Origin of the sequence: Krasilnikoviella flava (genome assembly GCF_900167525.1) — a bacterium.
Taxonomy (GTDB): Bacteria; Actinomycetota; Actinomycetes; order Actinomycetales; family Cellulomonadaceae; genus Isoptericola; species Isoptericola flavus.
This window is the reverse complement of the sequence record NZ_FUZQ01000006.1, coordinates 174,405-187,970: the sequence shown is the minus strand read 5'-3', so window position 1 is coordinate 187,970 and position 13,566 is coordinate 174,405. Positions and strand designations below refer to the sequence as shown.

General features: G+C 73.6%; 16 protein-coding genes and 4 tRNA genes. 10 read left to right on the top strand and 10 right to left on the bottom strand.

Going from position 1 to position 13,566, the window contains the following annotated elements; translation table 11 throughout:
• Window positions 1-62 precede the first annotated feature (62 nt).
• The 3 genes from B5Y66_RS17000 (at window position 63) to purM (ending at window position 3,272) form a co-directional block, all read left to right on the top strand.
• Window positions 63-482: a hypothetical protein gene (locus B5Y66_RS17000; RefSeq protein WP_079575720.1), complete on the top strand. Its 420-nt coding sequence runs from the start codon at window positions 63-65 to the stop codon at window positions 480-482.
• A gap of 48 nt (window positions 483-530) precedes the next feature.
• The gene (purF, locus tag B5Y66_RS16995) at window positions 531-2,078 is read left to right on the top strand and encodes an amidophosphoribosyltransferase (RefSeq protein ID WP_079575718.1); all 1,548 of its coding nucleotides are present in this window, start codon (window positions 531-533) and stop codon (window positions 2,076-2,078) included.
• A gap of 87 nt (window positions 2,079-2,165) precedes the next feature.
• Window positions 2,166-3,272 carry a phosphoribosylformylglycinamidine cyclo-ligase gene (gene purM, locus B5Y66_RS16990; protein WP_079575716.1) on the top strand — a complete coding sequence of 369 codons (1,107 nt, stop codon included), beginning with the start codon at window positions 2,166-2,168 and terminating at the stop codon, window positions 3,270-3,272.
• A gap of 121 nt (window positions 3,273-3,393) precedes the next feature.
• Here the strand turns inward: purM and B5Y66_RS16985 are convergent, their stop codons facing one another.
• Entirely contained in the window at window positions 3,394-3,597 is a 204-nt protein-coding gene (locus B5Y66_RS16985; RefSeq protein WP_079575714.1) for a DUF3073 domain-containing protein, read from the bottom strand.
• 397 nt (window positions 3,598-3,994) lie between these two features.
• On the opposite strand from B5Y66_RS16985, the gene B5Y66_RS16980 reads away from it, so the two are divergent.
• Window positions 3,995-4,201, top strand: coding sequence for a BldC family transcriptional regulator (locus tag B5Y66_RS16980; RefSeq protein WP_079575713.1), 207 nt, complete (start codon window positions 3,995-3,997; stop codon window positions 4,199-4,201).
• A 28-nt stretch (window positions 4,202-4,229) separates the two neighbouring features.
• Here B5Y66_RS16980 and B5Y66_RS16975 read toward each other — a convergent pair whose 3' ends face one another.
• From B5Y66_RS16975 to B5Y66_RS16955, 5 genes are all read right to left on the bottom strand, one after another.
• Window positions 4,230-4,547, bottom strand: coding sequence for a DUF3618 domain-containing protein (locus B5Y66_RS16975; RefSeq protein WP_079575711.1), 318 nt, complete (start codon window positions 4,545-4,547; stop codon window positions 4,230-4,232).
• Window positions 4,544-4,960: a phage holin family protein gene (locus B5Y66_RS16970; RefSeq protein ID WP_079575709.1), complete on the bottom strand. Its 417-nt coding sequence runs from the start codon at window positions 4,958-4,960 to the stop codon at window positions 4,544-4,546. Before B5Y66_RS16970 ends, B5Y66_RS16975 begins: the two co-directional genes overlap by 4 nt.
• A 153-nt stretch (window positions 4,961-5,113) precedes the next feature.
• Window positions 5,114-5,189: transfer RNA gene (locus B5Y66_RS16965), tRNA-Phe, on the bottom strand.
• A gap of 51 nt (window positions 5,190-5,240) precedes the next feature.
• A tRNA-Asp gene (locus B5Y66_RS16960) sits at window positions 5,241-5,314 on the bottom strand.
• Window positions 5,315-5,463: 149 nt separating this feature from the next.
• Window positions 5,464-5,536 (bottom strand) — tRNA-Glu (locus tag B5Y66_RS16955).
• A gap of 61 nt (window positions 5,537-5,597) precedes the next feature.
• On the opposite strand from B5Y66_RS16955, the gene B5Y66_RS16950 reads away from it, so the two are divergent.
• Window positions 5,598-5,960, top strand: coding sequence for a metallopeptidase family protein (locus B5Y66_RS16950; RefSeq protein WP_079575707.1), 363 nt, complete (start codon window positions 5,598-5,600; stop codon window positions 5,958-5,960).
• Window positions 5,961-6,045: 85 nt separating this feature from the next.
• On the opposite strand, the gene B5Y66_RS16945 is transcribed toward B5Y66_RS16950, so the two are convergent.
• A complete protein-coding gene (locus B5Y66_RS16945; protein ID WP_079575705.1) occupies window positions 6,046-7,293 on the bottom strand; it encodes a M15 family metallopeptidase in 1,248 nt (415 codons plus the stop codon).
• A 264-nt stretch (window positions 7,294-7,557) separates the two neighbouring features.
• Between B5Y66_RS16945 and B5Y66_RS16940 the strand changes: the two genes are divergently transcribed.
• Window positions 7,558-8,133 (top strand): antibiotic biosynthesis monooxygenase, encoded by a 576-nt coding sequence (locus B5Y66_RS16940; RefSeq protein WP_079575703.1) that lies wholly within the window; start codon window positions 7,558-7,560, stop codon window positions 8,131-8,133.
• A gap of 11 nt (window positions 8,134-8,144) precedes the next feature.
• Here B5Y66_RS16940 and B5Y66_RS16935 read toward each other — a convergent pair whose 3' ends face one another.
• Together B5Y66_RS16935 and B5Y66_RS16930 are read right to left on the bottom strand one after the other, a co-directional pair.
• Window positions 8,145-8,903: a glycerophosphodiester phosphodiesterase gene (locus tag B5Y66_RS16935; protein ID WP_079575701.1), complete on the bottom strand. Its 759-nt coding sequence runs from the start codon at window positions 8,901-8,903 to the stop codon at window positions 8,145-8,147.
• A gap of 26 nt (window positions 8,904-8,929) precedes the next feature.
• Window positions 8,930-9,002, bottom strand: a tRNA-Lys gene (locus B5Y66_RS16930).
• A 251-nt stretch (window positions 9,003-9,253) separates the two neighbouring features.
• Here B5Y66_RS16930 and B5Y66_RS16925 point away from each other — a divergent pair.
• Together B5Y66_RS16925 and B5Y66_RS16920 are read left to right on the top strand one after the other, a co-directional pair.
• A complete protein-coding gene (locus tag B5Y66_RS16925) occupies window positions 9,254-9,538 on the top strand; it encodes an iron-sulfur cluster biosynthesis family protein (RefSeq protein WP_079575698.1) in 285 nt (94 codons plus the stop codon).
• 202 nt (window positions 9,539-9,740) lie between these two features.
• Complete coding sequence (locus B5Y66_RS16920) at window positions 9,741-10,556, top strand: DUF1206 domain-containing protein (protein ID WP_079575695.1); 816 nt, start codon at window positions 9,741-9,743, stop codon at window positions 10,554-10,556.
• Between the two features lie 42 nt (window positions 10,557-10,598).
• Here the strand turns inward: B5Y66_RS16920 and B5Y66_RS16915 are convergent, their stop codons facing one another.
• Window positions 10,599-11,348, bottom strand: coding sequence for a M50 family metallopeptidase (locus tag B5Y66_RS16915; RefSeq protein ID WP_079575693.1), 750 nt, complete (start codon window positions 11,346-11,348; stop codon window positions 10,599-10,601).
• Window positions 11,349-11,576: 228 nt separating this feature from the next.
• On the opposite strand from B5Y66_RS16915, the gene B5Y66_RS16910 reads away from it, so the two are divergent.
• A complete protein-coding gene (locus B5Y66_RS16910) occupies window positions 11,577-13,070 on the top strand; it encodes a DEAD/DEAH box helicase (protein ID WP_079575690.1) in 1,494 nt (497 codons plus the stop codon).
• 64 nt (window positions 13,071-13,134) lie between these two features.
• Complete coding sequence (gene msrB, locus B5Y66_RS16905) at window positions 13,135-13,539, top strand: peptide-methionine (R)-S-oxide reductase MsrB (RefSeq protein WP_079575688.1); 405 nt, start codon at window positions 13,135-13,137, stop codon at window positions 13,537-13,539.
• The last annotated feature ends 27 nt before the right edge of the window (window positions 13,540-13,566 follow it).

Below are 13,566 nucleotides of genomic sequence, written 5' to 3'. Positions count from 1 at the left end.
TGGGCCCCGGCCGGCCCGACGCCGATGACCGCGGGGCCTTCCGCGTGACTTAGGCTCGTGGGGTGAGCAGCTCGACCCCCGACGGCCCCGTGAACGACGGCCCGGACACGCCCGGCACCGCGCCCGCCGACGACCCGCAGGAGACGCCGGCGCCGGACGGCGCGTCGGGCTCGAAGCCCGAGGCGCCCCGGGCGGCCGCCGCGGACGAGGACGAGCCGCAGGACGTCACGCTGCTGGTCGACCCCGACCGCGTGCGCCGCGCCCCCAAGTACCCGGTCTTCCTGTGGGTGGGAGCGCTGGTGGGTGCCGTCGTCGGGCTCATCTTCTCCACCTGGCTCATCGACGCGACCGACTCGGCCGGGGCCCTGATGAAGCCGGGCGTGTACGTGTCGGTCACCATCCTTGGCGGCATCGCCGTCGGCCTGGGCGTCGCGGGCCTGATCGCGGTGATCTCCGACCGGCGCAGCCTGCGCCGCCGCTGACGTGACCGCCCCGGTCGAGGCACCGGGGCCCTGTGGGATACTCGGCACATGCCCTTGCGCCCTGACGGCAGCCTGAACCATGACCTCATGCCCGGCGAGAAGGGCCCCCAGGACGCCTGCGGCGTCTTCGGGGTCTGGGCCCCCGGCGAGGAGGTCGCGAAGCTCGCCTACTTCGGCCTGTACGCCCTGCAGCACCGCGGACAGGAGTCCGCCGGCATCGCCACCAGCAACGGTGAGCAGATCCTCGTCTACAAGGACATGGGCCTCGTGTCCCAGGTCTTCGACGAGACGGCGCTCGACGCCCTCACCGGCCACCTCGCGGTCGGCCACTGCCGCTACTCCACCACCGGCGGGGTCACCTGGGAGAACGCCCAGCCGACCCTCGGCGCGACCGCGGGCGGCACCGTCGCCCTCGGGCACAACGGCAACCTCACCAACTCCGCCGAGCTCGTGAACCTCGTGGCCGAGCGCTACGGCGCGCAGCGCCGCGGCGAGCTCGCGCGCGGCAACACCACCGACACAGCGCTCATCACCGCGCTCCTCGCGGGCGACGCCGACCACACCCTCGCCCAGACGGCGCTCGAGGTGCTGCCCCGGCTGCGCGGCGCGTTCTCGCTCGTCTTCATGGACGAGGGCACGCTCTACGCGGCGCGCGACCCGCAGGGCGTGCGCCCGCTGGTGCTGGGCCGTCTGCAGCGCGGCTGGGTGGTCGCGTCCGAGACACCCGCTCTGGACATCGTCGGCGCGTCGTACGTGCGCGACGTGGAGCCGGGCGAGCTCCTCACGATCGACGCGGACGGGCTGCGCTCGGAGAAGTTCGCCGAGCCGGAGCGTGCGGGCTGCGTCTTCGAGTACGTGTACCTCGCCCGCCCGGACAACACGATCAACGGGCGCTCCGTGCACGCGTCGCGCGTCGAGATGGGGCGCACGCTCGCGCGGGAGCACCCGGTGGACGCGGACCTCGTCATCCCGACGCCGGAGTCCGGCACACCGGCGGCCGTCGGGTACGCCGCCGAGTCGGGGATCCCGTTCGGGCAGGGGCTCACCAAGAACGCCTACGTGGGCCGCACGTTCATCCAGCCGTCCGACACGCTGCGCCAGCTCGGCATCCGCCTCAAGCTCAACCCGCTCAGGGAAGTGATCCGCGGCAAGCGCCTCGTCGTCGTCGACGACTCGATCGTGCGCGGCAACACGCAGCGTGCCCTCATCCGGATGCTCCGCGAGGCGGGGGCGGCGGAGGTGCACGTGCGGATCTCGTCGCCGCCCGTGAAGTGGCCGTGCTTCTACGGCATCGACTTCGCGTCGCGCGCGGAGCTCATCGCCAACGGCCTCACGCCGGACGAGATCGGACAGTCCCTGGGCGCCGACTCTCTCGGCTACATCTCGACCGAGGGCATGATCGCCGCCACCGAGCAGCCGGCGTCCCAGCTGTGCGCCGCCTGCTTCACGGGCAAGTACCCGATCGAGCTGCCCACGGCCGACCAGCTCGGCAAGCACCTCCTGGAGCAGGCCGAGCTGCCGCTCGGCGCCCCCGAGGACGGGCTCACGCAGGTCTCCGTGGGTGCCGGCGGCGGCACCGCGCTCAACCACCCCTGACCAGATCCCGGTGGTCGAGCCAGTCGCGACCACCGCCCGACGACCGACGGTGGACCGACACGCTCGACCACCGGCCTGGGAGCCACTGTGACGAACGAACCCCTGACCTACGCCGCGGCCGGCGTCGACACCGAGGCCGGCGACAAGGCCGTGGAGCTGATGAAGGACGCGGTCCGCCGCACGCACGGCCCCGCCGTCCTCGGCGGGGTGGGCGGGTTCGCCGGGCTCTTCGACCTCTCGGCGATCCGCGCGTACCGCCAGCCGCTGCTCGCGACGTCGACGGACGGAGTCGGCACCAAGGTCGCGATCGCGCAGGCGCTCGACAAGCACGACACGATCGGTTTCGACCTCGTCGGGATGGTCGTGGACGACATCGTCGTGGTCGGTGCCGAGCCGCTGTTCATGACCGACTACATCGCCACCGGCAAGGTCGTGCCCGAGCGCGTGGCCGACATCGTGCGGGGCATCGCCCAGGCCTGCGAGGTGGCCGGCACGGCCCTCGTGGGCGGCGAGACGGCCGAGCACCCGGGCCTGCTCGAGCCGGACGAGTACGACGTCGCCGGCGCGGCCACGGGCATCGTCGAGGCGGACGCCGTCCTCGGCCCGGAGCGGGTGCGGGCGGGCGACGTGCTGGTCGCCATGGGCTCGAGCGGCCTGCACTCCAACGGCTACTCGTTGGTGCGTGCCGTCGTGAAGCACGCCGGCTGGTCGCTGGACCGTCACGTCGAGGAGTTCGGCCGCACCCTGGGGGAGGAGCTGCTGGAGCCCACGCGCGTGTACGCGCGCGACGTGCTCGCGCTCGCCCAGGACCCGGCCGCACAGGTGCACGCAGTCACGCACGTGACGGGCGGCGGGCTCGCGGCGAACCTCGCGCGCGTCCTGCCCGCCGGCACGGTGGCCACCGTGGACCGCGCGTCATGGGAGGTGCCCGCCGTCTTCCGCACCGTCCGCGAGCTCGGCTCGGTGCCGCGGCGTGACCTGGAGAACACCCTCAACCTGGGTGTCGGCATGGTGGCGGTCGTCGGCGCCGACGGCGTGGACGCTGCGCTGGCGACGCTCGCGGCACGTGGTGTGCCGGGCTGGGTGCTGGGCTCGGTCGCCGACCTCGACCCGGCCGCACCGGCCGAGGACCTGGTTGCCGGGACCAAGGGTGTGCAGGGCGGCGCCGTGCGGATGACCGGCGACTACCGCTGACGTCGCGACGCGGGGGAGGGGAGCCTCTCCCGCACGGACGAAGGGCCGGACGGCGACTGCCGTCCGGCCCTTCGTGCGCGCCGTAGGATCCCCGAGGAGAGGAGAACCTGGCGCTGACGACCTAGCGCTCGTCGCCCCACGTGCTGTATCGGTTGTCGTACTCGTCGTCGTCGGCGGAGAAACGATCCTCCGTCGCGACATCCGTACGACCGCCCTCGCTGCTCTTGAGCTCCTGCTCGAGCGCGTGGTAGTTCGTCTCGGGGCTGTAGTACTTCAGCTCGCGAGCGACCTTAGTCTGCTTTGCCTTCTGACGGCCGCGGCCCATGGCTGAGACCCCCTCAACGTAGGAGCGGGGCTTGCGCCGTCCGTGACGGCGGCCCCGTGCGTAAGTAGTCTGTTCAGACCACAACGGTACATGCTTGCGAGCCATTCCCTCCACTCCGCGACGCGCGTCGGACGCATCGAGTCACGTGGGAGCGGGTGATCGTCCTCGGATCGTGTCTCAGGTCACGAGACCGATCGGTGCACGAGGCGGTCCGGAGCGGGCCACGGGCCCCGCAGAACGGACGCACGCCGCGACTCCGTCCATGCCAGGACGATCCGGACGATTTCATCCGGCTCCCAAGTCGCCTCAATCCCGCTTTCTGCACACAATGGAGGAGCGAGACCGTGTCCGCACACCGGGCGCCGCCCGGGCCGGTCCGCACCAGGAGGTGCAGGGGATGTCGCTCCACGGAGACTCCGAGGTTCTGCTGACGCCTGCCGAGGTGGCCAGCTTGTTCCGCGTCGACCCCAAGACCGTGACCCGCTGGGCGAAGGCGGGGAAGCTCTCGTCCATCCGCACGCTCGGCGGTCACCGCCGCTACAAGGAGTCGGAGGTGCGCGCGCTGCTCGGCGCCGCCTCCGAGGAGGCGACGCCGGACAAGTAACGCGGCCCTCGCCGCTGAGCGTCGACGCTCAGCGGCGCCGGGCGCGGACGACGGTGATCACGACCAGCGCCAGGCCCGCCGCGGCGGCCCCGAGCAGGACCTGCGCGTTCCGCTTGCGCCGCGCGTCGGTGTCCGGCAGGCCTCCGCCCGTGACGAAGGCGCCGGCGTCGCTGGCAGCTTGCGTGGTCGCCCGTGCGAACTGGTTCGCCTGGTACTTCGGCGAGAGTCGCGTCGCGAGCTGGTCGAGGGTCGCGCCCAGCTCCGCACGGGTGCGGGCCACCTCGTCCTCGAGCTCGCGGGCCGTGGGGACCGGGGCCCTGTTCTCGGGCGTCGTGGGCTCGGTCACCGGCGCACCCCCTTCTTGATCGTCTCCACGTCCTCCTTGACCCGGTCGATCGTCTCGGGCCGGCGGGCCGCCTTCTTGAGCTGGCCCACGGCGATCGCCACGGCGATGCCGGCGACCAGCAGCATGGCGACCCCGACGACGAGCGCCGACAGCCAAAGGGGCCAGGCCTCCGCGAGACCGATGATCCCGGCCCAGATGAGCACTCCCACCGCGTAGAGCACGATGACGAGCGCTGCGCCGACCAAGCCGATCCCGATGCCGGACCGCTTCGCCTTCTCGGTCATCTCGGCCTTGGCGAGCGCGACCTCCGCGCGCACGAGCCGCGTGGTCTGTTCCGACAGCTGCTCCACGAGCCGCCCCATGGAGGGTGGCTGCTCGGCGGGCGGTGTGCGTCCGTCGTCCCAGTCCGTCATCGGCTGCTCCGATCCTGCGTGAGGTGATCGTCCGTGCGGGTCCCACTCAACCCGTCCCTGCTGGTCCAGGCAATTCCTAGGGTGCCCGACGACGGCGCAGGTCGCGCTGGGAACGACAAGACCCCCGCGCCGTGGGGCGCGGGGGTCTTCGGGTGGTGGCTCCGACCGGCGTCGATCCGGTGACCTTTCGATTTTCAGTCGAACGCTCTACCAACTGAGCTACAGAGCCTTGGACACGAACGCCCGGGCGCCGTTTCCGACGAACCGGGCGCATCATGCGCGACCCTGACGGGACTTGAACCCGCGACCTCCGCCGTGACAGGGCGGCGCGCTAACCAACTGCGCTACAGGGCCAAGGTGGGGAGTGGGCTCCCACCGAGGAGGCTCGTTTCGAGCCGAGAAGAAGCGTACCCCATGCTCGCCGGGATCTTGAAATCGGATCCTGACCAGCAAGGACGTACCGTTTCACGTGGCCGCCGGACGGGTCCGGCGCCCCGCGGACGTACCCCCAACGGGATTCGAACCCGTGCTACCGCCGTGAAAGGGCGGGGTCCTAGGCCGCTAGACGATGGGGGCCGGGAACCCGGCAAGCATACCCAGCCCGGCAGGGCGGGTCCGCGCCCGCCGGTGGGCGAGGATGGGACCTGTGGTGGAGATGACGCGCGAGGAGTTCGAGGACGCCGTCCGGGACGGCCTGGACCAGGTGCCGGCTGACCTGGCGGCGATGATGGACAACGTCGTCGTCCTCGTCGAGGACGACGCCCCGGCCGACGACCCGGAGCTTCTCGGGCTGTACGAGGGTGTGCCCCTCACGGAGCGGGACCTGCACTGGGCGGCCGGGTCGCTGCCGGACCGGATCACCGTCTACCGCAACCCGACCCTCGCCATCTGCGACACGCGCGACGACGTCGTCGAGGAGGTCGCCGTCACCGTGGTGCACGAGATCGCCCACCACTTCGGCATCGACGACGAGCGGCTGCACCAGCTCGGCTGGGCCTGACCCCCGACCCGACGACGACGGACCCGCGGCGCACCGGGGTGCGTCGCGGGTCCGTGGGGGGCCGTGCCGTCGTCAGGAGCGAGGCTCAGAGCGGGCTGTACTCCCAGTGCCACGCCTCGGGCTTGCGGCCGTCGGCCTGGGCCCAGGCGGGGTTGTGCCAGCCGAACTTCGCGGCGTTCTCGACCAGCCACTGGTGCTGGGCGCTGGAGCGCTCCTCCACGCCGCCGTTGAGGTCGACGGCGATGCCCCAACCGTGGTCCGAGTAGCCGGGCACGGCGGCGAGGTAGCCGCGGCTCGCCTTCACCGACACCTGCGACTCGTACGAGCGGTAGGAGTCGCGGATCTCCAGGTGCGTGCCGAAGCGTGCCCGGTAGGCGGCGTCGAGGCGCTCGAGCTGCTCGGCCGCGTCGCGGCGCAGGGACTCGCCCGACGCGAACGACAGCCCGTGCAGGTCGGCAGAGGCGAGGCGGCCGTTCTCGTAGCCCTCGGTGTCGTCCGCGAACTTCTTGAGCGACGCGGACGCCTTCCGGGCCTGTGCGGCCTGTGCGTCCAGCACCTCGGCGGGCGTCGCCGGAGCGGGGTCGATGCTGACCGCGCTCGGCTCGGTCTTCTCGATCAGGGTGGTGAGGTCCTTCGTCGCCGCGGCGACGTCGGCCGCACCCTCGCCGCGGACGGCGAGCGCGGTGCGTTCGCCGGCGCGGGACGCCGCCCGGGAGCCGGAACCCTCGGAGACGACCTCGCGCAGGTGCGCGGCGCTCTTCGCGACCTCCTTGCGCTGGACGCGCGGCACCGCCCGTGACTCCGTGGTCACCTGGTCGGCGCGGGCCAGGGCCTCCTGCGCGGCCGTGAGGGCCTCGTCGCCTGACGAGGCGACGGCGTCCTTGGCCGCGCCCTTCCCGGTGCCCTTCGCGGCGGACTGCTGCTCGGTGCCGGCGCCCGCCGTGCCCGAGCCGACCGCGCCCGACGTCGCCGAGGCGGCGCCCGACAGGGCGGGGCGCACGATGGCCGTCGTAGCGGAGCCCGTCGCCGCGGCGGTCCCGAAGGTGCCGGTGCTGATGGTGCCCACCGTGCTCGAACCGGAGTCGGTCGACGACGCGGCCCGCGTCTCACCGGACGCCGGGGAGAGGCCGGTCACGACGCCGGTCGTCAACGCCATCACGGCGAGCGCCACGGGGGCGCCGGCGCGCAGGGCGCGACGTCGAGGACGCGGCGCACCGGCCTTGACGGCGTCGACGGCACGGTCGGTGCCGGTGGGGCCGTCGACGCGGGGCGTCCGCGTCGGGTGGTGGATGTCGCGCCGCCGGGGCAGTGGCGCAGGGGTGTGCTCGGTCATGAAGAAGGTCCTCGGGGGTCGGGAGCTCGAACCTGTCGGGAGCTCGCACCGGACGGAAGCTCATTCCATCTTCAACCGTTTCGACGAGTGCTCCGGGCCAACGAGGGGACCAGACGACACGAATCCCGTGCGGGCCGCGAGGACGAGATGTGAAGGCCGGGACATCCCGGAGACGGCTCGCGGCTCGCCCGGATGCTGGGACGCGCTGTCCCGCCCCGGACGCGGGAGAGGGCGCGACGTCGTGCCGCGCCCCAGGATGCTCGGATGAGCTCCGCACCCGTGACCGTCGCGATCCATCGCGCCGTCAGCCCCGACCGCGTCCCCGAGGTCACCGCCTGGGTGCAGTCCGGCGTCCGTCTGGCGAACCGGTGGGACGGCTTCCTCGGTTCCGGCTGGATCCGCGCCTCGGAGGGGGCCGCGGACTGGATCATGCTCTACCGGTTCGCCGACGCCGCCCGGCTCGAGGCATGGGAGGAGTCGCGAGAGCGTCGACGCTGGCTCGCCGCCGGCGAGGGACTGGTCGAGGAGCGGCGGGTGGAGAAGCGCACCGGCATCGAGGGCTGGTTCGACCCGCCGATGCGGCAGGACGAGCCGACCGGGCCACCGCTGCTGGCCGCCCCGCCCCGCTGGAAGCAGTCGGTGGCCATCTGGCTCGGCTTCTTCCCCGTGAATCTCGCGTTCACCGCGCTGATCGGGTGGCTCGTGCCGTCGTTCGCCGACCTGCACGTGGTGCTCCGGGTGCTCGTCACGACCCTGGTGCTCACCCCGATCATGTCGTTCTGGGTGCTGCCCTGGGTGACCGGCCGGCTCTCCGGGTGGCTGCACGCGCCCCGGCGCTGAGCGGAGGGGACTCAGCCGCGGGCGGGGACGGCTGCCGTGTCGAGCCAGTCGCGCAGCGCGGCCGGGCGGTCGGTGATGATGCCGTCCACGCCGGCGTCCACGAGCAGCCGCCAGGCGGGCTCGTCGTTCGCGGTCCAGCCGAACACCTGCAGGCCCGCGGCGTGCGCCGCCGGGACGAGGCGCGGGTCGTCGGCGATCAGCCCGGCCCCGGGGCTGACGGCGACGGCGTCGAGCTCGGCGAGGAGGGCGGGCAGGTCGTCGCGCGGGTGCTCCACCAGCAGGGAGCGCGGCACCTGCGGGGCGACGTCGCGCAGGGCGGCGACGGTGGTCGGGTCGAAGCCCTGCACCATGATCCGGTCCTCGAGCCCGGAACCGGTCATCACGCGCATCGTGACGGCGACGTCGGCGGCGGCCCACGCGCCCTTGTACTCGCACAGGACGCCGAGCCCCTGGTGCCGCGCGACGAGCTCCAGCACCTCGGCGAGGGTGGGGACGCGCTGCCCGGTGAACTCCGGGCCGAACCAGCTGCCGGCGTCGAGGGCCTGCAGCTCGGCCCGGGTGTGCCCGCGGACCTCGCCGGTGCCGTCGGTCGTGGCGTCCACCGTGCCGTCGTGGATCACGACCGGGACGCCGTCGGCGCTGAGGTGGACGTCGATCTCGATCATCGCCGCCCCGGCGCGACCGGCGGCGTCGAAGGCGGCCAGCGTGTTCTGGGGGGCGTCGGCGGAGGCGCCGCGGTGGGCGACGACGACGGTGGTGTGTGCGGGCACGAGGCTCCTTCGGGCGTGGCTTCGGGTGGGCCCCCAGGGGCTCGAACCCTGAACCCGCGGATTAAAAGTCCGCTGCTCTGCCAGTTGAGCTAGAGGCCCGCCGCCGTCCGCCCCGGAGGTCGGTCGTCGGCTGCCGCACAGCGTACGCGGGCACACGGGCGGGCCGTGCGCGAAGGGCCGGAGAGGTCACGATCCGGTCACGGAGGGCAACCTATCCGCGCCGCGACGGGCGTGTCACGCGGGGTCTCACCCATCGGGAGATCTCGTCCCGATCGTGTCTCAGCGTTGCGCTGGGCCCCCTCGGACTGTTTCGGTGGACGGGTTCGCAAGGACCGACGAGAGGAGCGCCCATGCTCACCGTGACCGACACCGCCCGTACCGCCGTCGAGGATCTCGCCCAGCAGGCAGGTGTGCCCGACGAGGGCGGGCTGCGGATCGCGCAGTCCGCCGGCCAGCCCGGCAACTTCGAGCTGGCGCTCGTCCCCGCCCCGCAGCCCGACGACCAGGTCGTCGACGAGGAGGGGGGCACGCACGTCTTCGTCGAGGCGCAGGCGGCGCCCGCGCTCGACACCCTGACCCTCGACACCGACCCCGCCGCGCAGGGTCCGGGGTTCGTCCTCACGCCGCAGGCGTGACGTCCGGGCGGGTCCGGAAGGCACCCTCGCGAGGGTGCGCCGTCCTCGTCTGACCGGTCCCACGACGGCCGGGTACGGAGATGCTCCGTGCCCGGCCGCCGTCGTGCCGGGAGGGTCGTCGCCGGGCGGTGTGCAACCAGGGCGCGGATACGTCATCGTGTGGTGCCGCCGCGACCCCGCGGCCCTGACGGAGGTGACTCGCATGTCCGAAGCTGCTCGAGCCGTCCGCCGCTCCTCCCGGAGCGCGAACGACAGCACCGCCCTGCGGGGCCTCGCCCGCGGTGGCTACGTCGCGTCCGGCGTGCTGCACCTGCTGCTCGGCTGGCTGGCCGTCCGCCTGGCGTTCGGGTCGACGGCGGGCAGCGCCGACCAGCAGGGCGCGCTGCGCGAGCTCGCCGACGCCCCCGGCGGCGCGCTGCTGCTGTGGCTGACGGCGGCGGGCTTCGCCGGCCTCGCGCTCTGGCAGCTGACCGAGGCGGTGGCGGGCGTGCCGGGGACGGACACGGCGAAGCAGGTCGGGGCCCGCGCGAAGGCCGGCGCGAAGGCCGTCCTGTACGGGGTGCTGGCCGGCACCACGGTGCGTGTCGCCACCGGTGCGTCGGGCGGAGGGTCGGAGGAAGGGCTCACCGCGGACCTCATGCGCGCGTCCGCGGGACGCTGGCTCGTCGCGCTGGCCGGCCTGGTGATCGTCGGGGTCGGCGTCTTCCATGTCGTCAAGGGCTGGCGCCGGTCGTTCCGCGACGACCTCCGCCGGACGGGGGCCGGCGGCGTGGGGCAGGCCGTCGTCCGGCTCGGCCAGGTCGGCTACGTCGCGAAGGGGATCGCCCTCGCGGTGCTCGGCGGCCTGTTCGTGACCGCCGCGGTCACCGCCGACCCCGACAAGGCGGGCGGGCTGGACGACGCGCTGCACACGATCCGGGACCAGCCGTTCGGGGTGGTGCTGCTCGTCGCGACCGGTCTGGGCATCGCGGCGTACGGCGTCTACTCCTTCGCCCGGGCGCGGTACGCGCGCCTCTGACCCGGCCTTCCGGACCCGGCCGTCAGGTCCGCGGCGGCGGGATCAGCCCGCCGCGGGCTCCACGATCCACGTCGCACCGAGCAGCAGGCAGCCGACGGTGACGAGCAGGAAGACGACCACCCAGAGGATGCCGGTGGTGCGCGTCAGCGCCGCGAGCTGGTCGGCGTCGGACCTCCGCGCACGCCCCCGGGTGCGCTGGGCCTGGAGCTCGAGCACCGGGCGGACGGATCCGAGCAGCAGGAACCAGGTGACGGCGTACGCGACCGTGGCCTGGGCGGCGGGCTCCAGCCACCACGAGACGGCGACGAGCGCGGCGCCGCTCACGAGGATCGACCACAGCCCGAACCAGTTGCGGATCTTCAGCAGCAGGAGGGCGAGCAGCAGCACCAGCAGCCACAGCAGCCCCACCGCGTAGCCGTGGCGCAGCAGCCACGCGGCGCCCAGCCCCGTCAGCCCGGGGCCGACGTACCCGGCGAACGCGGTGACGATCATCCCGAAGCCGCGCGGCCGCCCCGCGGAGACGGTGAGCCCCGACGTGTCGGAGTGCAGCCGGATGGCGTCCAGCCGTCGCCCGGTCACCATCGCGGCGACGGCGTGCGCCCCCTCGTGCGCGATCGTCACGACGTGCCGCGCGACCCGCCACACAGGGGTCACGAGCACGACGGCGAGCGCGGCGAGGCCCGCGGCCAGCACCACGGGCTGCGCCGGCGCCGGCACGGGGGTGGTGGCGGCGGTCCAGATCTGCGTCAGCACGTCGCCGGCGGTCGTGAGGAAGTCGTCCACGGCGGCCATTCCACCATGCCGGCCTGTGCGCCGGCCGAGCGCCTGGCGTGGCCCGGTCGTCGCCTGGGGTGACGAACGACGCGCCCCGCGGCCTGGGGTGGTGCCGCCGGACGTGCGACAATGCTGGAGGTGGCTGCGCGTCCGCGCGCCCCACGTCGTGGAGATCCCCCCGGATTGCGTGCGGCGGACCCCGACCCCTGACGTCCTCGGACGTCCCAGCCCGAGAGGCCCTCTTTCTTGACTACCTTTGCCGATTTCGGCCTGCCCACCCCTGTCGTCCGTGAGCTCACGGAGCAGGGCATCACCACCCCGTTCCCCATCCAGACGGCGTCGCTGTCGGACACGCTCGCCGGCAAGGACGTGCTCGGCCGTGGCCGCACCGGCTCCGGCAAGACCCTCGCGTTCTCGCTGCCGGTCGTGACCCGGCTCGCGACGTCGGCCGCCCAGGCGGTCTCCGCCGGGCGCCCGCGCCGTCGTCCCGGCCGCCCGCGCGCCCTCGTGCTGTGCCCGACGCGCGAGCTCGCCAACCAGATCAACGCCACGATGGAGCCGCTCGCGAAGTCCCTCGGCCTCGTGACGACGACCGTCTTCGGCGGCGTCGCGCAGTCCCGCCAGGTGACCGCGCTGAACGCCGGCGTCGACGTCCTCATCGCGTGCCCCGGCCGCCTCGAGGACCTGCTCGGCCAGAAGCACCTCACGCTCGACGACGTCGAGATCACCGTGCTGGACGAGGCCGACCACATGGCCGACCTCGGCTTCCTGCCCGGCGTGAAGCGGATCATGGACCGCACGCCCGTCGTCGGGCAGCGCCTGCTGTTCTCCGCCACGCTGGACAACGGCGTCGACGTGGTCGTCCGGCGCTACCTCAAGCACCCCGTGACCCACTCGGTGGACGAGGCCGCGGCCCCGCCGCCCCAGATGACGCACCACATCCTCGCGGTGGCCGACGCCGACGCGAAGAAGGACGTCGTGCACGCGCTCGCCTCCGGCACGGGCCGCCGCGTGCTGTTCACGCGGACCAAGCACCAGGCGAAGAAGCTCGCCAAGCAGCTCACCGGCGAGGGCGTGCCCGCCGTCGACCTGCACGGCAACCTCGGCCAGGGCGCCCGCGAGCGCAACCTTGCCGCCTTCTCCTCCGGGGACGTGAAGGTACTGGTCGCGACGGACATCGCGGCGCGCGGCATCCACGTCGACGACGTCGAGCTCGTGGTGCACGTCGACCCGCCGGCAGAGCACAAGGCGTACCTGCACCGGTCGGGCCGTACGGCCCGCGCCGGCTCCGGCGGCGACGTCGTCACCGTGATGCTGCCCGAGCAGCGCGGCGACGTCCGCGACCTCACCCGCAAGGCGAAGATCGACGCGCGCCCGCAGCAGGTGGCCCCGGGCGACGCGACCGTCACCGCCCTGGTGGGCGAGGTCGCCGCGTACGTCACGCCCGCGGCCCCGGTGGCGCAGGCGCCGCAGCGGCGCAAGGGTGCCGGCCAGCCGCAGGGCGGTCGGAACCAGGGCGGTGGCCGGTCGCCGGGCGGCCGACCCCAGGGCGCTCAGAGCGGTCGGTCGCAGGGCGGCCAGGGTGGCCGTTCGCAGGGCGGCCAGGGCCAGCGCTCGCAGGGCCAGCCGGCGTCGTCCGGCCACGCCCCGCAGGCGGTCCGCGGGGACGGCTCCGCGCCGGCTCGTCGCCGCCGTCGTGGCGGCCGCGGCCGCGGTCAGGGCGGCGCGCCGACGGCGTGAACCACCCCGGCGCCCGACGGAACAGCCGCGACCCCGCCACGGTTGAGCACGACGGAGGTGTCAGATGACGTACGAAGTCACGAAGTCCGACGAGCAGTGGCAGGTGGAGCTCTCCCCGCAGGAGTTCGCCGTCCTGCGGCAGGCGGGCACGGAGCGGCCCTGGACCGGCGAGCTGCTCGACGAGAAGGGCGTCGGCGTGTACCGCTGTCGCGCGTGCGGGCACGAGCTGTTCCGTAGCGAGTCCAAGTTCGACTCGCACTGCGGCTGGCCGTCGTTCTACACGCCGCTCGCAGGCGACAGCGTGGAGCTGCTCGAGGACCGGTCGCACGGCATGGTCCGCACCGAGGTGCGCTGTGCCCGGTGCGGCTCGCACCTGGGGCACGTCTTCGACGACGCGCCGCAGACCCCGACGGGCGACCGGTTCTGCATGAACTCGCTCAGCCTGACGTTCGAGCCCGCCGAGGCCTGACCGCCCGCGCGCCGCGACGAGCGCGGC